The following is a 16,574-nucleotide window of genomic DNA, read 5'->3' as shown; positions in this document are numbered from 1 at the left end:
CTGACATTTATGTCATCAAATTGTTTGATTCATCGCTAATGAAGGCATATCAGAATCAGGTTTACCAACAACTTTAGCAGGGACACCAGCGACTGTTGTGTGTGCCGGTACAGGCTCTAGCACCACACTACCAGCACCGACTTTAGCTCCTCTGCCGACTTCAATATTACCCAATATTTTAGCGCCAGCACCAATCATCACACCGGCTCTAATTTTCGGGTGACGATCGCCACTTTCTTTACCGGTACCACCAAGCGTGACACTTTGTAAAATCGACACATCATCTTCTATAATTGCCGTCTCGCCAATCACAATACCGGTTGCGTGATCAAGCATAATACCTTTGCCTATTCGAGCAGCTGGATGAATATCAACAGCAAACACCACAGAAATTTGATTTTGTAGATAAATAGCTAATGCTTCACGCTTTTGCTTCCAGAGCCAATGCGCAATTCGATACGACTGCAGGGCCAAAAAGCCTTTCAGATATAAGAGTGGTGTCGAGAAATATTCGACCGCCGGATCTCGTTCCTGCACTGCACATAAATCAGCAGCAACCGCATGTAAGATATCCGGTTCTGCTGTTAATGCTTCTTCAATCACTTCGCGTAATAGAATAGCTGGCATTGTCGCGCTATCGAGCTTATTTGCTAATTGAAAACTCAATGAGCATTTTAAACTATCGTGATTTAGTATTGTTGAATGGAAAAAACTCGCGAGCATAGGTTCCTGTTCAACTAATAATTTCGCCTCACCTTTAATTTTAAGCCAAGACATTGAAAGTTTATCTTCCATGTTCATTCCTCTACAACATTTAGAGTTCACGTTTATATTAATCATTTTTCGTCTTTACAATTGAAATCGGGTCTTGGTGAATAAGCACTTCCGTATTCGCGAATTCACGGAGTAAATTAGTTTCTACATTATCAGCAATAGCGTGCGCTTGGAACAAAGTAAGGTGGTCATCAAGTTCAATATGCAATTGAATAAAACGCATATAACCTGATTGCCTAGTCCGTAACTCATGTAATCCCAGTACATTTTCCGTATTCGCAACAATCGTCGTTATTTTAGTAATATCTTCAGCCGCTAATTCATGATCCAGAAGCATCTGAATTGATTCCATACCGATCTCATACGCACTGTATAATATGTAACAGGATATCAAGATTGTCGCTAAACCATCAACCCAATAAAAACCATAAGCAGATAAGCTAAGTGCAATTAATACCGCCGCATTAAGCCATAAATCTGACTTATAATGGAGTGAATCAGCTTTAATCGCAATACTACCAGTTTTAGTGACTACAAATGTTTGATAACGTATTAATACAAAAGTAAGTAATAATGCAAAAATCGAGACGGCTATACCAAGTTCTGAACGTACAATTGGCTGCGGGTCTAATAAGGCGCTAATACCATGTAACATCAATAAAATAGAAGACCCAACGATTAATGCGGATTGCACCAACCCAGCCAAAGATTCAGCTTTACCATGGCCAAAACGATGCCCATCATCAGCGGGTACTAATGCGTATTTAATCGCAAACACATTAATAATGGACGCACCCATATCCAAAAAAGAATCCGTCAATGACGCGAGTATCGACGATGAACCCGTCGCAAACCAGACAAATAATTTACTGCATAATAAAATAACAGCTGTCGCGACCGATGCATAACTCGCACGTTTGACTAACTGTTCATGATCAGAATCTATCACAAGCTTACCTTTTACATTCTCTTGCGTTTATTATAAACCGAGGCAGTAGAAAAACAACGTCAAGTTATTCATCTAAACCGGCTTAAAATCAAAGATAATAGGCATAATAAAAACATTATGTTGTTATTATGGATAGCAAAGGCATATAGATATAAATAAGACTTTTATACTAGCCTCTTCATCTAAAATAATAGTAACAAATATTACGTAATTAACTTCTCATCATAAATAAAGCCATCATGTAGCGATCACCATCTCCGTCCTTTTAGTTGCAGATAGCATTGTTTATTATACTATCTTAGTTAAACTGACCAGGCATCACCAATTTATTGTTGCGCAAAAAATGTAAAACAAAGTAAATCTTCAAATTATTTACTGCTTAACCCAGTATCCTATACCATAAGAACACTTAACAGAGTATCTAATATGACTAAACTATTATTAATTGATGATGATAGAGAATTGGCCGAACTACTAGCCGAATTTTTGAGTCTCGAAGATTTCGATGTCGATATGGTGCATGATGGTAAAGCCGGTTTAGCCGCAATCAGAGGCAATCAATATGATATGGTTCTTTTAGATGTCATGATGCCAAAACTAAACGGCTTTGAAGTATTAAAAAAACTGCGTGTTGATAACAACATTCCAGTCTTAATGTTAACAGCGAAAGGTGATGAGATTGACCGCGTACTTGGCTTAGAAATGGGTGCCGATGATTATTTACCAAAACCCTTCAGTGAACGTGAATTATTAGCCCGAATTAGAGCTGTATTACGTCGCATCGAACCACCAACAACTAAAAAAACAGAATTGCTGACACACTTAGATATTGAAATAAACAGCCGAACCCAAGAAGCATGGTGCCAAACTATTCTGCTTGACTTAACCAGCACCGAACTGATGTTATTAGAAGCACTCATCTCATCTCCAGGTACGATCCTAACCAAAGCCGATTTAAGCGAGCAAGTACTGGGGAAAAAACTGACGCCGTTTGACCGTAGTATTGATATGCATTTAAGTAACTTACGTAAAAAGTTACCCGAAAGAAAAGATGAAAAAATGCGCATTCGCACACTTCGTGGCCGTGGTTATATGTGGTTAGATACATAATCAGACCCGCTTACACTTCTATCATTTTTGAAATAAGGTTATTAACACGTGCTTAGACGCAAGTTGAATCAATTGTTCGTTAAAATTTTTGTTTGGTTTTGGTGTATGCTACTACTCGTTGTTGCCGTCGTTATAGCACTACCGACGTTAGATAGCCGAGTCATGAGACAACTCGACCCGCGATCAGTCAGCATTTTAAATAGCATTGCCCATAATATTGCCCGCTCAGCTGAGCGCTATCCTAACATCCCATTACAAGTGTTAATAACCCCTAAAGAAGCACAAACAAAAAATTTTTATTTAGTCCGTATGAATGGTGATATCATTTCAAGTAGCAAAGCCTCTAAGGCTATTCGCCGCTTTATTTTGCAAAGTGAAGAATCGCCACAACCGAAAGTAAAACAATATAAAAACTGGTTAATGACCGGACCGATCCCCATAAAACTACGCGGTGAACCATTCCAATTGTATGCCGCACAACAGTTACCAGCTGAGCACAATATCTGGTTAATTAATGTCTTAGATAGACCATTCCTATTACTTTTCATTACCATGTTTGTCAGTATGCCATTATGTGCGTCTCTCGCATGGCATATTTCAAAACCATTACAAAAATTACAACGAACCGCAGCCGAGATCACCGATGGTAATTTAGATGCCGTCGTGCCAGCAACGCAAAGACAAGATGAAATTGGTGAATTAGCGCGAAGTTTACGTACTATGATGTTCTCTATTCGTGAACATATTTCACTTCAGCATCGTTTATTGAGTGATATTTCTCATGAGTTAAGATCGCCCTTAACGCGGTTAAAAATGTCAGTTGCATTATCTAAACGCCATTATGGAGAGACCAAAGAGATCTTACGTATCGATACCGAGTCGCAACGTTTAGAAGAAATGATCTCAGCGTTATTAAACTTATCGAAAACCCAGTTAAATGCCACAAACAAAGAATCCTTTAATCTTGATTCACTGTTACAGCCTATTTGTGATGATGCAATTTTCGAAGCGGAACAATTAGACAAAAGTTTCAGCCATCAATCGATTCCAGATCTAAATATCAAAGGTTTCCCTGCACTTTTCGGCAGCGCTATCGAAAACGTCATTCGCAACGCATTACGCTATGCCAACCAGCAGGTTCATTTAGCTATCCGCAGCGACACCGATAAGATAACGTTTGTGATCACTGATGATGGTCCTGGTGTACCAGAAGACGAAATTGAGCAGATCTTCAAACCTTTTTATCGCGTATCACAAGCCCGAGACCGTGAATCTGGCGGTGCCGGTTTGGGACTGGCTATTACAGAAAATGCGATCAGGCAACATCATGGTAAGATAGTGGCAAGCAATAGAGAAACTCACGGCTTGCAAATCACTATCTCTATACCAATCAGCTAACATCAATACTGGAACAATATAGATGATAAGTCGATTATTGCTTCTCTTCTGCCACGTTATCTAGAGTGAATTGTGGACGTAATGGATCTTTAGTATTTAACTCAGGGAACATCTTTTCTATTTGTCGACGCTGTTCCACCCGGGCCTTTTTCTTCTCATACATTTCTGTATCTAGATCTGCAAAGAACATATTAATCAAAATATTTAAACTAAAAGGTATCGCGCTTAATATAATCAAGCCTGCTACGATCAAAGTACTACGCTTTTTCATCACTTTTACCATTAGGTTGTTAAATTTGCTATTCTACGCAAAGTACCCACGTTATATAACCCTGAACTGAGACTTTATTATGTTACAGATAGCACTATTCGAACCTGAGATCCCACCTAATACAGGTAATATCATTCGCCTTTGTGCCAATTCTGGTTTCAAATTGCATTTAATCGAACCGCTTGGCTTTGAGTGGGATGATAAAAGGGTAAAACGGGCGGGACTGGATTATCATGAATTTGCAGACGTAAAACGTCATGCTAATTATCAAGCATTTTTAGATTGTGTGGGGGATGCGCGTATTTTCGCCTGTACCACCAAAGGCACGAAATACCATCATGAAGCGCAATATCAAGCCGGTGATGTGTTATTATTTGGACCTGAAACACGTGGTCTACCGCCAGAAGTACTCGATACATTGCCACAAGAGCAAAAGGTAAGAATTCCGATGCTACCAGAGAGTCGCAGTATGAATTTATCTAACGCGGTATCTGTGTTTATCTATGAAAGCTGGCGCCAGCTGGGTTTTGCCGGTTCAAAATGACCAGAAAGGGGGATAGATACGAGATCCACCACCCTTATCATAAGATTATGTATAATCCTTATTTCGCTAAATTCGCCGCATGAAAACGCATATGTTTTTCAATAAATGTGGCGATGAAATAGTAACTATGATCATAACCATCATGCATTTCCAGTGTCAGAGGATAACCCTTTTTCTCCGCCGCAGCTGTCAACATGTTCGGCTTAAGTTGCTCATCCAAAAATGAATCATCTTTGCCTTGCTCTACCATCGCAGGTACAAATTTATCCGCTTTCGCCATCAGTAAACTCGCATCGTATTGTTGCCACGTTGCTTTATCTTTACCGAGATAATTTTGTAATGCTTTTTGTCCCCAAGGACAATTGATTGGATTACTAATCGGACTAAATGCCGTCACGGAACGATAGCGCTCAGGATTGCGCAGTGCCATCACTAACGCACCATGTCCACCCATCGAATGACCACTGATCACACGCTCTTGTGTCACCGGGAAATTAGCTTCAATTAATGCTGGTAATTCATTGAGCACATAGTCATACATTTGATAATGCGTATTCCACGGTGCTTGTGTGGCATTTACATAGAATCCAGCACCTAAACCAAAATCATACGCTTGCTCAACATCATCAGGTACACCCTCACCACGCGGACTCGTATCCGGTGCCACAATCGCAATACCCAGTTCTGCCGCAATACGCTGAGCGCCGGCTTTTTGCATAAAGTTCTCATCCGTACACGTCAGGCCAGACAACCAATACATCACAGGTACTTTACGCATATTTGATGCTTGCGGTGGTAAATACACAGAAAAACGCATCTGGCAGTTTAATACACTCGACGCATGATTATATTGATGCTGCCAACCGCCAAACATTTTATTACTACTAACAACTTCTATAGACATGACAAACCTTTAGTCGCCCCGCTATGTCGACGATAAATAACGGGGCATATGATAATTATTTATCGAAGTGGATCACGCTGCGGATACTTTCACCGCGGTGCATTAAGTCAAATGCTTCGTTGATATCTTCCAGACCCATAGTATGAGTAATGAAATCACTTAACTTAAATTCACCCTGTAGGTAACGTTCAACGTAATCAGGTAACTCGGTACGGCCTTTAACACCACCAAATGCAGAACCACGCCATACACGACCAGTTACCAGTTGGAATGGACGCGTTGAGATCTCTTTGCCTGCACCGGCAACACCAATAATGACTGATTCGCCCCAACCTTTATGACAACATTCTAATGCCGAACGCATTAAATCAACGTTACCAACACACTCGAACGAGTAATCTACACCACCGTCAGTAAGTTCAACGATAACGTCTTGGATAGGTTTGTCATAATCTTTTGGATTGATGCAATCTGTGGCACCTAATTTTTTCGCTAGTTCGAATTTACTTTCGTTAATGTCAATCGCAATGATACGACTTGCTTTCGCCATTGTTGCACCGATAACCGCAGAAAGGCCAATACCACCTAAACCGAAGATGGCAACTGTAGCACCTTCTTCCACTTTCGCCGTATTCATTACCGCGCCCATCCCCGTTGTGACACCACAACCAAGGAGACATACTTCTTCAAGCGGCGCGGCTTTGTTCACTTTCGCTAACGATATTTCTGGTAATACCGTGTATTCAGAGAATGTTGAACAGCCCATATAATGGAAGATTGGCTGACCGTCTTTATAGAAACGCGTCGTACCATCAGGCATTAAACCTTTACCCTGTGTTTCACGGATCTGTTGGCAAAGATTTGTTTTACCTGATTTACAGAACTTACATTCACCACATTCTGGCGTATATAAAGGAATAACGTGATCGCCGACTTGCACGCTGGTAACGCCTTCACCAATTTGTTCTACGATACCACCACCCTCGTGACCAAGAATGACAGGGAAAATACCTTCTGGATCATCACCCGATAATGTAAATGCATCGGTATGACAGACACCAGAAGCGATAACCTTAACCAACACTTCACCTTTTCTTGGTAACATTACATCTATTTCTTCAATGGATAGTGGTTGATTTGGGCCCCAAGCAATCGCGGCTTTAGATTTAATAAATTTGTCAGTCATGTTCATCTCCATTGGGATAAAATTAATATGCCGTAATACCTATCTATATATTAGGTCAGTCATACTGTATGGCGCTCATTATATTCATTTACACAGAAATGATAATACCATTAAAACACAAATCACTTTTGCTAAGGTGTAACAATAAAAAAGCAAGAAAAATACCCCGAACTAATCGTCTTGTTTTGCACTTGCAGTGACTGCTGTTTGAACTGTTCCGCGGCAGCTTTCAGTTTATCAACAAAGATATCTTGTTCGGCATGTTCCTCTGTAGATAACAACTCACTACAGGCCAGTAATACTTGTTTCATATTCTCCGCTTGCAATATATTATGTTTCGATAATTGGCTGATAATATCTTCAACCTGCAGACTTCTAACTGTGCAAATTTAATTAATTCTTGGTGTAACCGCGCTTGTGTCACTTGTGCTCTGATCTCCTCATTAAATTTATTTTAAGTATCCGATAATAATCGAATTTCTTGTGCTACAACGGCAAAACCACGACCCATCTCACCAGCCAGAGCCGCTTCAATGGCGGCATTCAAGGAAAGTAAATTAGTTTGACTAGCGATTTTCTGTGCATTATCAACAAGCCCATTAATATTATTCATTTGGCTTTCCATCACTGTGATCTTATTTACCGCCTCATTGCTTTGCTCTACTGACATACGTAATAGACAGCGTCAACGGTAAACGGATCGAGAAACAACTGCCTTCACCCGCCGTCGATTCAATTTTAATATCACCACCGAGCGATTCAATGTTACGCTTTACGACATCCATACCAACCCCCACGCCCAGAGATATCACTCACCGTTTCGACGGTTGAAAAACCAGACGAAAATATAAATTCATCGATTTGATTATCACTATAACGCTGATCTTTATTCGCGATACCCTTTTCAATAGCCTTGGCATGGATCTTCACTTTGTTTAACCCTCGGCCATCATCTCGGATCTCAACAATAATCTCACCACTTCGCCAACCATAGTTAATTAAAGCATCGACTCTGCTAACACCTTATTATCAGTAGCCAATGCCTCACTTGCTATTGATTGAGATCGCATACCTGCGCTGTAATGGTAATGGTTGATTCATCTTCGACCCACTCAAAGGCTTCTTTTATTTGCACTTCACTTACCTGACTGATTAATTCAAGATCCCAAGTTACATAGATATCTTCAGGTGATAAATTATTCCACAAAGGTACATTGTCAAGTTTAGGCATCACCTTAAGTTCACCCATATCTTGTAACTCAACAAAAATTAAACGCGGCTCGTTACCTTGTTTTAAAATATCTTGCCCGGGAACAAAGTGAATCAACCAATCACCATCGTCGAGTCCCTTCATCGCTGGCGGCTTCGATTTAGCGAGCGGCTCATCCCCCGTAGATAATACGTCCTGATTAACATCACGTTGTAAGAATTGATTATATTGCTGCTTTAGGCTTTCTGCCGCATCAGGAATTGATTCCGAATCATCAGCTAACAGTTGGACCCACGCTCTTAAACAATCTACTGTTTGTAAAAAAAGGTTAATATGACCATCGATAAGGGGCAGTCTTTCTGCGCGAAAATCATCAAGTAAGGTTTCGGCTACGTGGGTAAATGCCGTTAATTGATGAAATCCGAATGTGCCTGCACCGCCCTTAATTGAGTGAGCGACTCTAAAAATGGTATTAATGACTTCGCTATCTACCGAGCCAGGATGTAACTTTAGCAGTTCAGCTTCCATCACCTCCAGTCCTTCTAGGCACTCTTCAATAAACACTTGTTGAAACTGTTTAAGATCAATATCCATGCTTACCTCAATACTTTTTTGACAGTAGCAATGAGTTTTTCTGGGTTAAATGGCTTCACTATCCAGCCTGTTGCACCTGCAGATTTGCCTGCCATTTTTTATCTGTATCCGATTCCGTCGTTAACATTAGGATTGGCGTAAATTTATACGCACTTTCACTACGTAATTTACTGATTAAGCTAATGCCGTCCATCCGTGGCATATTAATATCTGAAATAATAAGATCAAAGTTTCCGCTTTTAGCTTTTGCTAACCCATCAACACCATCGACGGCAGAGTCCACCTGGTAACCCGCCTGTTTTAAAGTAAACAGCACCATTTCACGAATGGATACCGAATCATCTACCGCTAATATTCGTTTCATTACAGATCCTCACATTGATGCATAATTAAAGTCGGTTTCAAATCCTAACGCTTTCACCACCGTCATAAATTTCTCCGATGGCGATAGGGTTTTGTTCCATAAACTAATCCTGTATTTACGCAAACGTCACAGAAAATAAATTCATTAATTATTTTATAACTCGTGTTGAGTATAGGAAAAGATTTTATAAATAAGCAGGCAATACAAAGAACTGTGATCTGAGAACAGAATTGGAAATGGTTTCTATAAATTACAGCATCATCGGGAGGACAAAATATAGAGATAGAGATAGTCAATAATGAGAATATTAACTATCTCCCTTCAAAGTAGCTGAGATAAGTGTGATTACATCCAGTCTGTATTACGAATAATACCGACAGCAACCCCCTCAATGTCAAAACTTTGGCAATTTAAATCGACACGTATTGTGCTCATTTCATCATTTTCAGGATGTAATAAAATTTCATTGCCTTGTTGCTCAAAACGTTTAACGGTGACTTCATCATCAACACGTGCAACAATAACTTGGCCTTTACTGACATTTTTGGTTTTATGTACCGCCAATAAATCACCATCCATAATACCAATGTTACGCATGCTCTCACCGCGTACCCGCAATAAAAAATCTGCATTTGGCGTGAACATCGATGGATCGATATTGTAGTGCGTTTCAATATGCTCTTGCGCTAAAATTGGTTCGCCGGCAGCAACTTGTCCGATTAAAGGTAAACCCTTATCATTGCTGGCGTCTTCAGCATTAACCAACAAGCGAATACCACGTGAGGTGCCCGCTAGAATTTCAATATGACCTTTTCGTGCTAATGCTTTTAAATGTTCTTCCGCCGCATTAGGTGAACGAAAACCAAGTTCCTTCGCAATTTCAGCTCGGGTCGGTGGCATACCAGTATTTTTAATATGTTGTTTAACTAATTCAAGTACTTCTGCTTGTCTTTTTGTCAATGCTTTCATCATGAACCCTAACTGGTTTTATATACAGTTTCTTGTAATTATATACAGTAATATCAAGTTTGCAATATTAGTAGTGGGGATATCTGGAAAATAATGAATTAATCGCTGACCGACGCTTAAACACAGATTTATGACTACACATCTGATATTATTAGAGTAAGCACTCTCGCACTTTAATCAACAGAATGATACCACTTATGCAACAAACACCGTCAATGTTAATTCGAAGTTTCGTTAACGGCTTAGTTAAATCTCAATACGTACCAGACAATCCAGTTGATGCACTAAAGTTAGATTTAACGCGTCCTATTGTTTATGTTTTGAAAACTAAATCGATGACAGATCTGGTCGCATTACAACGTGCCTGTAAAGAACGAGGCTTACCAGACCCTCTTACGCCAATTAAAGTGAATGGCGTCATCATTCCCAGTTATGTTTGCTTAGATAACCCTGCGCCACTGTTTGGCCAAGTAAAAGATAAAAACGTGTTTTTTAACGAATTTCAACAATTATTACGCTTACACAAAGATGATAAAGTCCTTGATATTCAGTTAATGCCCGTCTCATTATTTTGGGGCCGCGCACCGGGTAAAGAAGGTCAAGTACCACTACTGTCATTAGCGAACAGTATTTCTCCAAGTCGTTTACGGAAAACCCTCATTGTTGGCCTTAACCGCAAAGACAACTTAGTCCGTTTTAATAAACCCGTATCACTACGTTTCATGGCCGATCAGCATGGTAGTGATGAAAAACTTGCGCAAAAATTAATTCGTGTCGCCAAGATCCACTTCAGTCGTCAAAAACTAGCCGCATCGGGACCGAAACTGCCAAATCGCTATCAATTATTTGAACAACTGCTGCGTAATCCAGAAGTTAAAAAAGCCATCCAAGTTGAAATCGAAGAACAAAAAATTTCAGCGCAAAAAGCGGAAAAACGGGCCCATGATTATATCGATGAAATTGTCAGTGATTTTTCTTATAAATTTGTAAAAAACACCAGCAATTTTCTGGGCTGGATATGGAATAAGATCTACAGTGGTATCAAGGTTAACAACGCCGAACAAGTGCGTAAACTGGCCGCTGATGGTCATGAAATTGTCTTCATGCCTTGCCATCGCAGCCACATGGATTACTTGCTTATTTCTTATGTTATTTACAATGAAGGCTTGATCCCCCCACACATTGCCGCCGGCATTAACCTTAATTTCTTCCCTGCTGGACCGATGTTCCGTCGTGGTGGTGCATTTTTCTTACGCCGCACGTTTAAGGGTAATAAACTCTATGCAACAATCTTCAGAGAATACCTCAGCTTATTATTCTCAAAAGGTTATTCTGTTGAATTCTTTACTGAGGGTGGCCGCAGCCGTACCGGCCGTTTATTACCACCAAAAACCGGCATGCTTAACATGACGTTACAAGCGATGTTAAGAGATCAAAGCCGACCGATTACATTAGTTCCAGTATACCTTGGTTACGATCATGTGATGGAAGTGAGTACCTACGTAAAAGAATTATCCGGTGCCCATAAGAAAAAAGAAAGTGTATTCCAAATATTTGGGATCGCCAAAAAACTTAAAAATTACGGCCAAGCATTTGTTAACTTTGGTGAGCCAATCAACCTTAACCAATATTTAAACAAACACGTGAAAAACTGGCGTGATGACATGAACATGCCCGTTGATGAACAACCTGCTTGGTTAAACCAAACAACCCGTGAACTCGCCAATCAAGTAATGGTGAATATCAACAGTGCAGCGGCAGTAAACGCCTTAACTATTTGCGCATTAATTTTACACGCTGCGCCACACAAGGCATTGAGCCGAGAAATTTTAGTTAAACAAATTGATAGTTATTTAAAGCTATTGCGTAATAATCCATATAGCGAATTCAGTACCTTGCCGGAAAACAGTGCAGAAGAAATTCTCGACCAAGCGATCGCACTGAAAAAATTCACCGTACGTGAAGATAGCTTAGGACAAATGCTATCTATGTCATACGAACAAGCGGTGCTATTAACTTTCTACCGGAACAATATTTTACACCTGTTTGCACTGCCGTCATTAATTGCTGCGTTAGTGACAGAGAAAGCGCAAACCAGTATAAAAGAAATTAATGCCAAGGTTTACCAACTGTACCCGTTAATTCAAGCTGAGCTATTCTTGAAATATGCCGCAGATGAATTGAGTACGTGCGTCTCTAACACATTAGCTGAAATGCAACAACAAGGTTTAATCCGTAATCAAGAAGGGGTAATCACACCGGTAACTGAACGCCTGATGTCGATCAAATTACTAGCAGCAAGTATTCAAGAAACACTACAACGTTATGCCATTGTACTGACCGTATTAGAGCATGACCAAGTGATTGAAAGAACAAAATTGGAAGATCGCAGCCAGCTGATTGCAGAGCGTTTATCCTCGCTTAATGGCGTCAGTGCACCGGAGTTCTTTGATAAAAAAGTATTTGCTATCTTTATCAATAAACTGCAAGAATTACATTACTTGTCAGATGCAGGTACCGTAAAAGCAGATAAGATCAGTCCGCTCGCGAATGTTGTGCGAGGTTTAACAACCCTCGAAGTAAAACAAACAATATCGGATGTGATGCTGAGTCAGCAATCTAACGAAGTCTAAGCGATGGGTATTTCGTTGATATAACGCGATCTTTGTATTGCTTATGACCAATAACAAAAAAGGAGCTGCGGCTCCTTTTTTGTTATTGGTCATAAGCATTAAACACTTACAAGTAGCTTAAAAACAGACTCACAAATATAACCATACCAACATAATTATTATGTAAAAACGCCTTAAAACAAGATGCTCTGTCACGATCAACAATCAATTTCTGCTGATAAACAAACAAGCCAGCGACTATCGTTAACCCCATAAAATACACGTTAGGTAATACTAATAACCACCCCAGCATACCAAGGCATAATAAGGATGATAACTGTAATAAACCGACAATCAATTTATCCTTCTCGGCAAATAATATCGCCGTAGACTTAATACCAATCTTTAAATCATCATCACGATCCACCATGGCATATAAGGTGTCATACGCCACGGTCCATAAAATATTAGCGACAAATAATAACCATGCATAATTCGGTACTAAATCTAATTGCGCCGCAAACCCCATCGGAATAGCCCAACCAAATGCCATCCCTAATACCACTTGTGGCAAGTGCGTATAGCGCTTCATAAACGGATAACACGCGGCAAGACCCACTGCCACAAACGATAATATTATCGTCAATTTATTCATGGTGAGTACGAGCAAAAATGCCAATAAAGTCAAGACAAAGAAAAGTATCAACGCCGCACGACTCGATATACGTCCAGCGGCAAGCGGTCTATTCTCAGTGCGTTTTACATGAGCATCAACACGTCGATCGGCAAAATCATTGATAACACAACCTGCCGCGCGCATTAAGATCACGCCCAATGTAAATACTAGCAATACATCTAATTTTGGTAATCCTTCCGCCGCTATCCACAGCGCCCACAACGTAGGCCACAATAACAACAGGGTACCAATTGGTTTATCTACACGAGTAAGCTGGATGTAATCTTTCATTTTGACAGTCATGAACGACATATACTTAACGTCCTTTTTTATTTATATGCCAATGCATCGGGTAAAAACACTTCGGATACCAGTAATAATTTCCCACCGAGCAGGAAACATGAACGCCGACCAAATAATGATGTTTTCAGGCTTGACGTTAACTGGCAAGATAAACCATATACGTTACTCTGAGCATCAAACTCAGCAATTTCAATTTCACTGCGCTGCATATCGGGAGCACTAAATAACACACTACCTAATGACCGATTACCTAATTTATCTAGTTCACCACCAGGCGCTGTCAACATATTAAGCGGCATCACACTACGCGCAAAAACCCAAGGGGTACCGTCCAGTTTTAACAGTACTTCACGCACAAAACCAACATTTTCAACTAAGTTTAATTTTATCTTTTCATCATCAGATAATGGATAATTGCCTTCCGTTAATATTTCAACCGTAAATTCCTGACAATATTGTTTCAGTCTTGCTGTTAGTGAACCAGTATCAACTAACCAATCATAAAGGCGCGCAGATAGTCTATCTTCTAATATGGTAGGCCATCGCCATTTAGACTCACAGCCAATCGGATAGTTTGGTAACGACAACGAACTTATTCGCTTCTTATTTATATTTTCAGACATAGTATAAATTACTTTTTTAACAACAAGATCAGGCGTAATTATCTGCTATTCAGCTCAAAATTGTAAGCAAGGACGCAACTTGTTGGCTGATTTATGTCATTAATCAATTGAAAATGAGTATACTGAGTCACAACCTTGTTTTTTCATCTCTCATTTTACGAAGGATACGGTAAATGAATAAATTATTCTGGCTATTAAGTATGCTCACAGCTCCACTCTCCACCGCCGTATCAGCTAACGATCACCAACCTGTGTATATTTATTTCGGTTTAGAACCCGATATTATTACTAACTACACCAGTGAAACGAACAAGATTGGTTTTATCAGTGTCGCTGTAGAATTTATGCTAGCTGACAATAACGGTTTGGATATTATTGAAATGCATGAACCCTTGATCAGAGATAAAATAATTTCATTATTGGGTCAACAATCACCTCAGCATTTACGTTCCCTGACTGGTCGAGAAGAGATCAGAAAAGAGATCCAAAATGAAGTGAACAACTTACTGAAACAAGAGACTGGTGAGGCCGTTATTGAAAATCTATTATTTACCAAATATTTATTAATGTAATAAAAAAGGAGTACGCCGCGTCGCCTACTCCGTATCCATTTACTGCGTCAAAACAATCAACTGATCGCTCATTATCTTAAATAGCATTAACCTTTAATCGCATTAATGATCGCAGTTGTAGAGCAACCATCTTCAAATTGTAAAATGTTAACCTTGCCACCATTCGCTAATACTTGTTTATGCCCAGCGATTTCTTCCACTTTGTAATCGCCACCTTTAACTAATACATCAGGTAGTAATTCAGAGATTAAACGCTCAGGTGTTTCTTCTGTAAATTCCACAACCCAATCCACAGCACCTAAAGCAGCAAGTACCGTCATCCGACGAGCACAAGTATTGATCGGACGACCAACGCCTTTCAACCCTCGCACAGAAGCATCCGAATTAACCGCCAGAATTAAACGTTGGCCTAATTTACGCGCGGAATTTAAATAAGACACGTGACCCGCATGCAGAATATCAAAACACCCATTGGTCATGACAATATTTTCGCCACGTAACTTAGCCGATTTAACCGCAATTTTTAGCTGTTCTTCGCTTAATACACCAAAGCCACTTTCGTGCGAACCATACACTGAATTTGCTAATTCCATCGGGCTCACAGTCGACGTACCAATCTTAGCAACGACAACACTGGCACCCGCATTTGCAAGTGCACAAGCTTGTTCTAATGATGAGCCAGCAGATACCGCTGCTGCTAATATCGAAATAACCGTATCACCCGCACCCGTCACGTCATACACCTCTTGTGCTAATGCAGGTAAATGAAACTCATCTTGCTCTGCTCGAATTAACGTCATGCCCTTTTCACTACGCGTAACCAGTAACGCTTCAAAATCATGTTGCGCAATTAACTGACGGCCCTTTTCAACCAGTTCTTGTTCACTCTGACAATGCCCAACAACGGCTTCAAACTCCGATAAATTTGGCGTTAACAAGGTCGCACCACGGTATTTTCCAAAATCACAGCCTTTTGGATCAACAAAAACTTTAACGCCTTGTTGCTTTGCTGCGTGGATCATTTGTTGCACTTCAACCAAAGCGCCTTTATTATAGTCCGACACAATCATCACAGAATAATCGGCCAAGTTAGCAATGGTTTTAGCCACAAGCGGTTGCGTGTCCACCGCCGCAACAGATTCTTCAAAATCTAATCGAATCACTTGCTGACCACGGCTTAATACCCGTAATTTAGTGATCGTTGGGTAATCATCTAATTGCAAAAAATCACAAATAACATCAACAGCATTCATTTTACCGCATAGCGCTTGTGCCGCTTCATCATTACCCGTTAAACCTAACAGTTTTGCACTCGCACCTAAAGCCGCAAGGTTAAGCGCCACGTTAGCAGCACCACCGGGACGATCTTCAACATTATTCACTTTAACAATAGGCACTGGCGCCTCTGGAGAAATACGACTCGAATCGCCCGTCCAATAACGATCTAACATGACATCGCCAACGACCAAAATACTCGCTTTAGTAAAATCAGGTAAAATGATTTCCATTATTCTC

Annotated in this window: 18 protein-coding genes and 1 pseudogene; 5 read left to right on the top strand and 14 right to left on the bottom strand. The window is 40.2% G+C overall.

Going from position 1 to position 16,574, the window contains the following annotated elements; all coding sequences use genetic code 11:
* Positions 1–15: 15 nt before the first annotated feature.
* Together cysE and MORIYA_RS15085 are read right to left on the bottom strand one after the other, a co-directional pair.
* The gene (gene cysE / locus MORIYA_RS15090; RefSeq protein WP_112716426.1) at positions 16–795 is read right to left on the bottom strand and encodes a serine O-acetyltransferase; all 780 of its coding nucleotides are present in this window, start codon (positions 793–795) and stop codon (positions 16–18) included.
* A 37-nt stretch (positions 796–832) separates the two neighbouring features.
* The gene (locus MORIYA_RS15085) at positions 833–1,723 is read right to left on the bottom strand and encodes a cation diffusion facilitator family transporter (RefSeq protein ID WP_112716424.1); all 891 of its coding nucleotides are present in this window, start codon (positions 1,721–1,723) and stop codon (positions 833–835) included.
* A 426-nt stretch (positions 1,724–2,149) separates the two neighbouring features.
* On the opposite strand from MORIYA_RS15085, the gene MORIYA_RS15080 reads away from it, so the two are divergent.
* On the top strand, positions 2,150–2,833 hold the full coding sequence (locus MORIYA_RS15080) for a response regulator (RefSeq protein WP_112716422.1): 684 nt from the start codon (positions 2,150–2,152) through the stop codon (positions 2,831–2,833).
* A gap of 105 nt (positions 2,834–2,938) precedes the next feature.
* Positions 2,939–4,231 carry an ATP-binding protein gene (locus tag MORIYA_RS15075; protein WP_174216934.1) on the top strand — a complete coding sequence of 431 codons (1,293 nt, stop codon included), beginning with the start codon at positions 2,939–2,941 and terminating at the stop codon, positions 4,229–4,231.
* Positions 4,232–4,265: 34 nt separating this feature from the next.
* Here MORIYA_RS15075 and MORIYA_RS15070 read toward each other — a convergent pair whose 3' ends face one another.
* Complete coding sequence (locus MORIYA_RS15070) at positions 4,266–4,502, bottom strand: hypothetical protein (RefSeq protein ID WP_112716418.1); 237 nt, start codon at positions 4,500–4,502, stop codon at positions 4,266–4,268.
* Positions 4,503–4,581: 79 nt separating this feature from the next.
* On the opposite strand from MORIYA_RS15070, the gene trmL reads away from it, so the two are divergent.
* Positions 4,582–5,046 (top strand): tRNA (uridine(34)/cytosine(34)/5-carboxymethylaminomethyluridine(34)-2'-O)-methyltransferase TrmL, encoded by a 465-nt coding sequence (gene trmL / locus MORIYA_RS15065; protein WP_006030983.1) that lies wholly within the window; start codon positions 4,582–4,584, stop codon positions 5,044–5,046.
* Between the two features lie 58 nt (positions 5,047–5,104).
* On the opposite strand, the gene fghA is transcribed toward trmL, so the two are convergent.
* The 8 genes and pseudogenes from fghA to lexA all read right to left on the bottom strand — a co-directional run bounded on the left by fghA (position 5,105) and on the right by lexA (position 10,273).
* Positions 5,105–5,950 carry an S-formylglutathione hydrolase gene (fghA, locus tag MORIYA_RS15060; protein WP_112716416.1) on the bottom strand — a complete coding sequence of 282 codons (846 nt, stop codon included), beginning with the start codon at positions 5,948–5,950 and terminating at the stop codon, positions 5,105–5,107.
* Between the two features lie 55 nt (positions 5,951–6,005).
* Positions 6,006–7,136 (bottom strand): S-(hydroxymethyl)glutathione dehydrogenase/class III alcohol dehydrogenase, encoded by a 1,131-nt coding sequence (locus tag MORIYA_RS15055; RefSeq protein WP_112716414.1) that lies wholly within the window; start codon positions 7,134–7,136, stop codon positions 6,006–6,008.
* Between the two features lie 131 nt (positions 7,137–7,267).
* A complete protein-coding gene (locus tag MORIYA_RS21450) occupies positions 7,268–7,447 on the bottom strand; it encodes a hypothetical protein (RefSeq protein ID WP_232011641.1) in 180 nt (59 codons plus the stop codon).
* A 143-nt stretch (positions 7,448–7,590) separates the two neighbouring features.
* Positions 7,591–7,749, bottom strand: coding sequence for a methyl-accepting chemotaxis protein (locus tag MORIYA_RS21445; RefSeq protein ID WP_269461246.1), 159 nt, complete (start codon positions 7,747–7,749; stop codon positions 7,591–7,593).
* Positions 7,750–7,783: 34 nt separating this feature from the next.
* A complete protein-coding gene (locus MORIYA_RS21440; protein ID WP_232011640.1) occupies positions 7,784–7,921 on the bottom strand; it encodes a hypothetical protein in 138 nt (45 codons plus the stop codon).
* A 266-nt stretch (positions 7,922–8,187) separates the two neighbouring features.
* Positions 8,188–8,940, bottom strand: a complete 753-nt coding sequence (locus MORIYA_RS15045) for an Hpt domain-containing protein (RefSeq protein WP_232011639.1) — start codon at positions 8,938–8,940, stop codon at positions 8,188–8,190.
* 2 nt (positions 8,941–8,942) lie between these two features.
* Positions 8,943–9,304 (bottom strand): annotated as a pseudogene (locus tag MORIYA_RS15040) (response regulator).
* A 345-nt stretch (positions 9,305–9,649) separates the two neighbouring features.
* Positions 9,650–10,273, bottom strand: a complete 624-nt coding sequence (lexA, locus tag MORIYA_RS15035; protein ID WP_112716412.1) for a transcriptional repressor LexA — start codon at positions 10,271–10,273, stop codon at positions 9,650–9,652.
* A gap of 197 nt (positions 10,274–10,470) precedes the next feature.
* Here lexA and plsB point away from each other — a divergent pair, with 197 nt between their 5' ends.
* Positions 10,471–12,906 carry a glycerol-3-phosphate 1-O-acyltransferase PlsB gene (gene plsB / locus MORIYA_RS15030; protein WP_232011638.1) on the top strand — a complete coding sequence of 812 codons (2,436 nt, stop codon included), beginning with the start codon at positions 10,471–10,473 and terminating at the stop codon, positions 12,904–12,906.
* A 106-nt stretch (positions 12,907–13,012) separates the two neighbouring features.
* On the opposite strand, the gene ubiA is transcribed toward plsB, so the two are convergent.
* Positions 13,013–13,873: a 4-hydroxybenzoate octaprenyltransferase gene (ubiA, locus tag MORIYA_RS15025; RefSeq protein WP_112716408.1), complete on the bottom strand. Its 861-nt coding sequence runs from the start codon at positions 13,871–13,873 to the stop codon at positions 13,013–13,015.
* 17 nt (positions 13,874–13,890) lie between these two features.
* Complete coding sequence (locus MORIYA_RS15020; RefSeq protein WP_112716406.1) at positions 13,891–14,487, bottom strand: chorismate--pyruvate lyase family protein; 597 nt, start codon at positions 14,485–14,487, stop codon at positions 13,891–13,893.
* Between the two features lie 173 nt (positions 14,488–14,660).
* On the opposite strand from MORIYA_RS15020, the gene MORIYA_RS15015 reads away from it, so the two are divergent.
* Positions 14,661–15,059 carry a flagellar basal body-associated FliL family protein gene (locus tag MORIYA_RS15015; RefSeq protein WP_112716404.1) on the top strand — a complete coding sequence of 133 codons (399 nt, stop codon included), beginning with the start codon at positions 14,661–14,663 and terminating at the stop codon, positions 15,057–15,059.
* 86 nt (positions 15,060–15,145) lie between these two features.
* On the opposite strand, the gene hldE is transcribed toward MORIYA_RS15015, so the two are convergent.
* A complete protein-coding gene (gene hldE / locus MORIYA_RS15010; RefSeq protein WP_112716402.1) occupies positions 15,146–16,567 on the bottom strand; it encodes a bifunctional D-glycero-beta-D-manno-heptose-7-phosphate kinase/D-glycero-beta-D-manno-heptose 1-phosphate adenylyltransferase HldE in 1,422 nt (473 codons plus the stop codon).
* Positions 16,568–16,574 lie beyond the last annotated feature (7 nt).

The sequence above is a fragment of the Moritella yayanosii genome (genome assembly GCF_900465055.1).
GTDB classification, from domain to species: domain Bacteria; phylum Pseudomonadota; class Gammaproteobacteria; order Enterobacterales; family Moritellaceae; genus Moritella; species Moritella yayanosii.
This window is presented reverse-complemented; position numbering and strand designations above follow the sequence as displayed.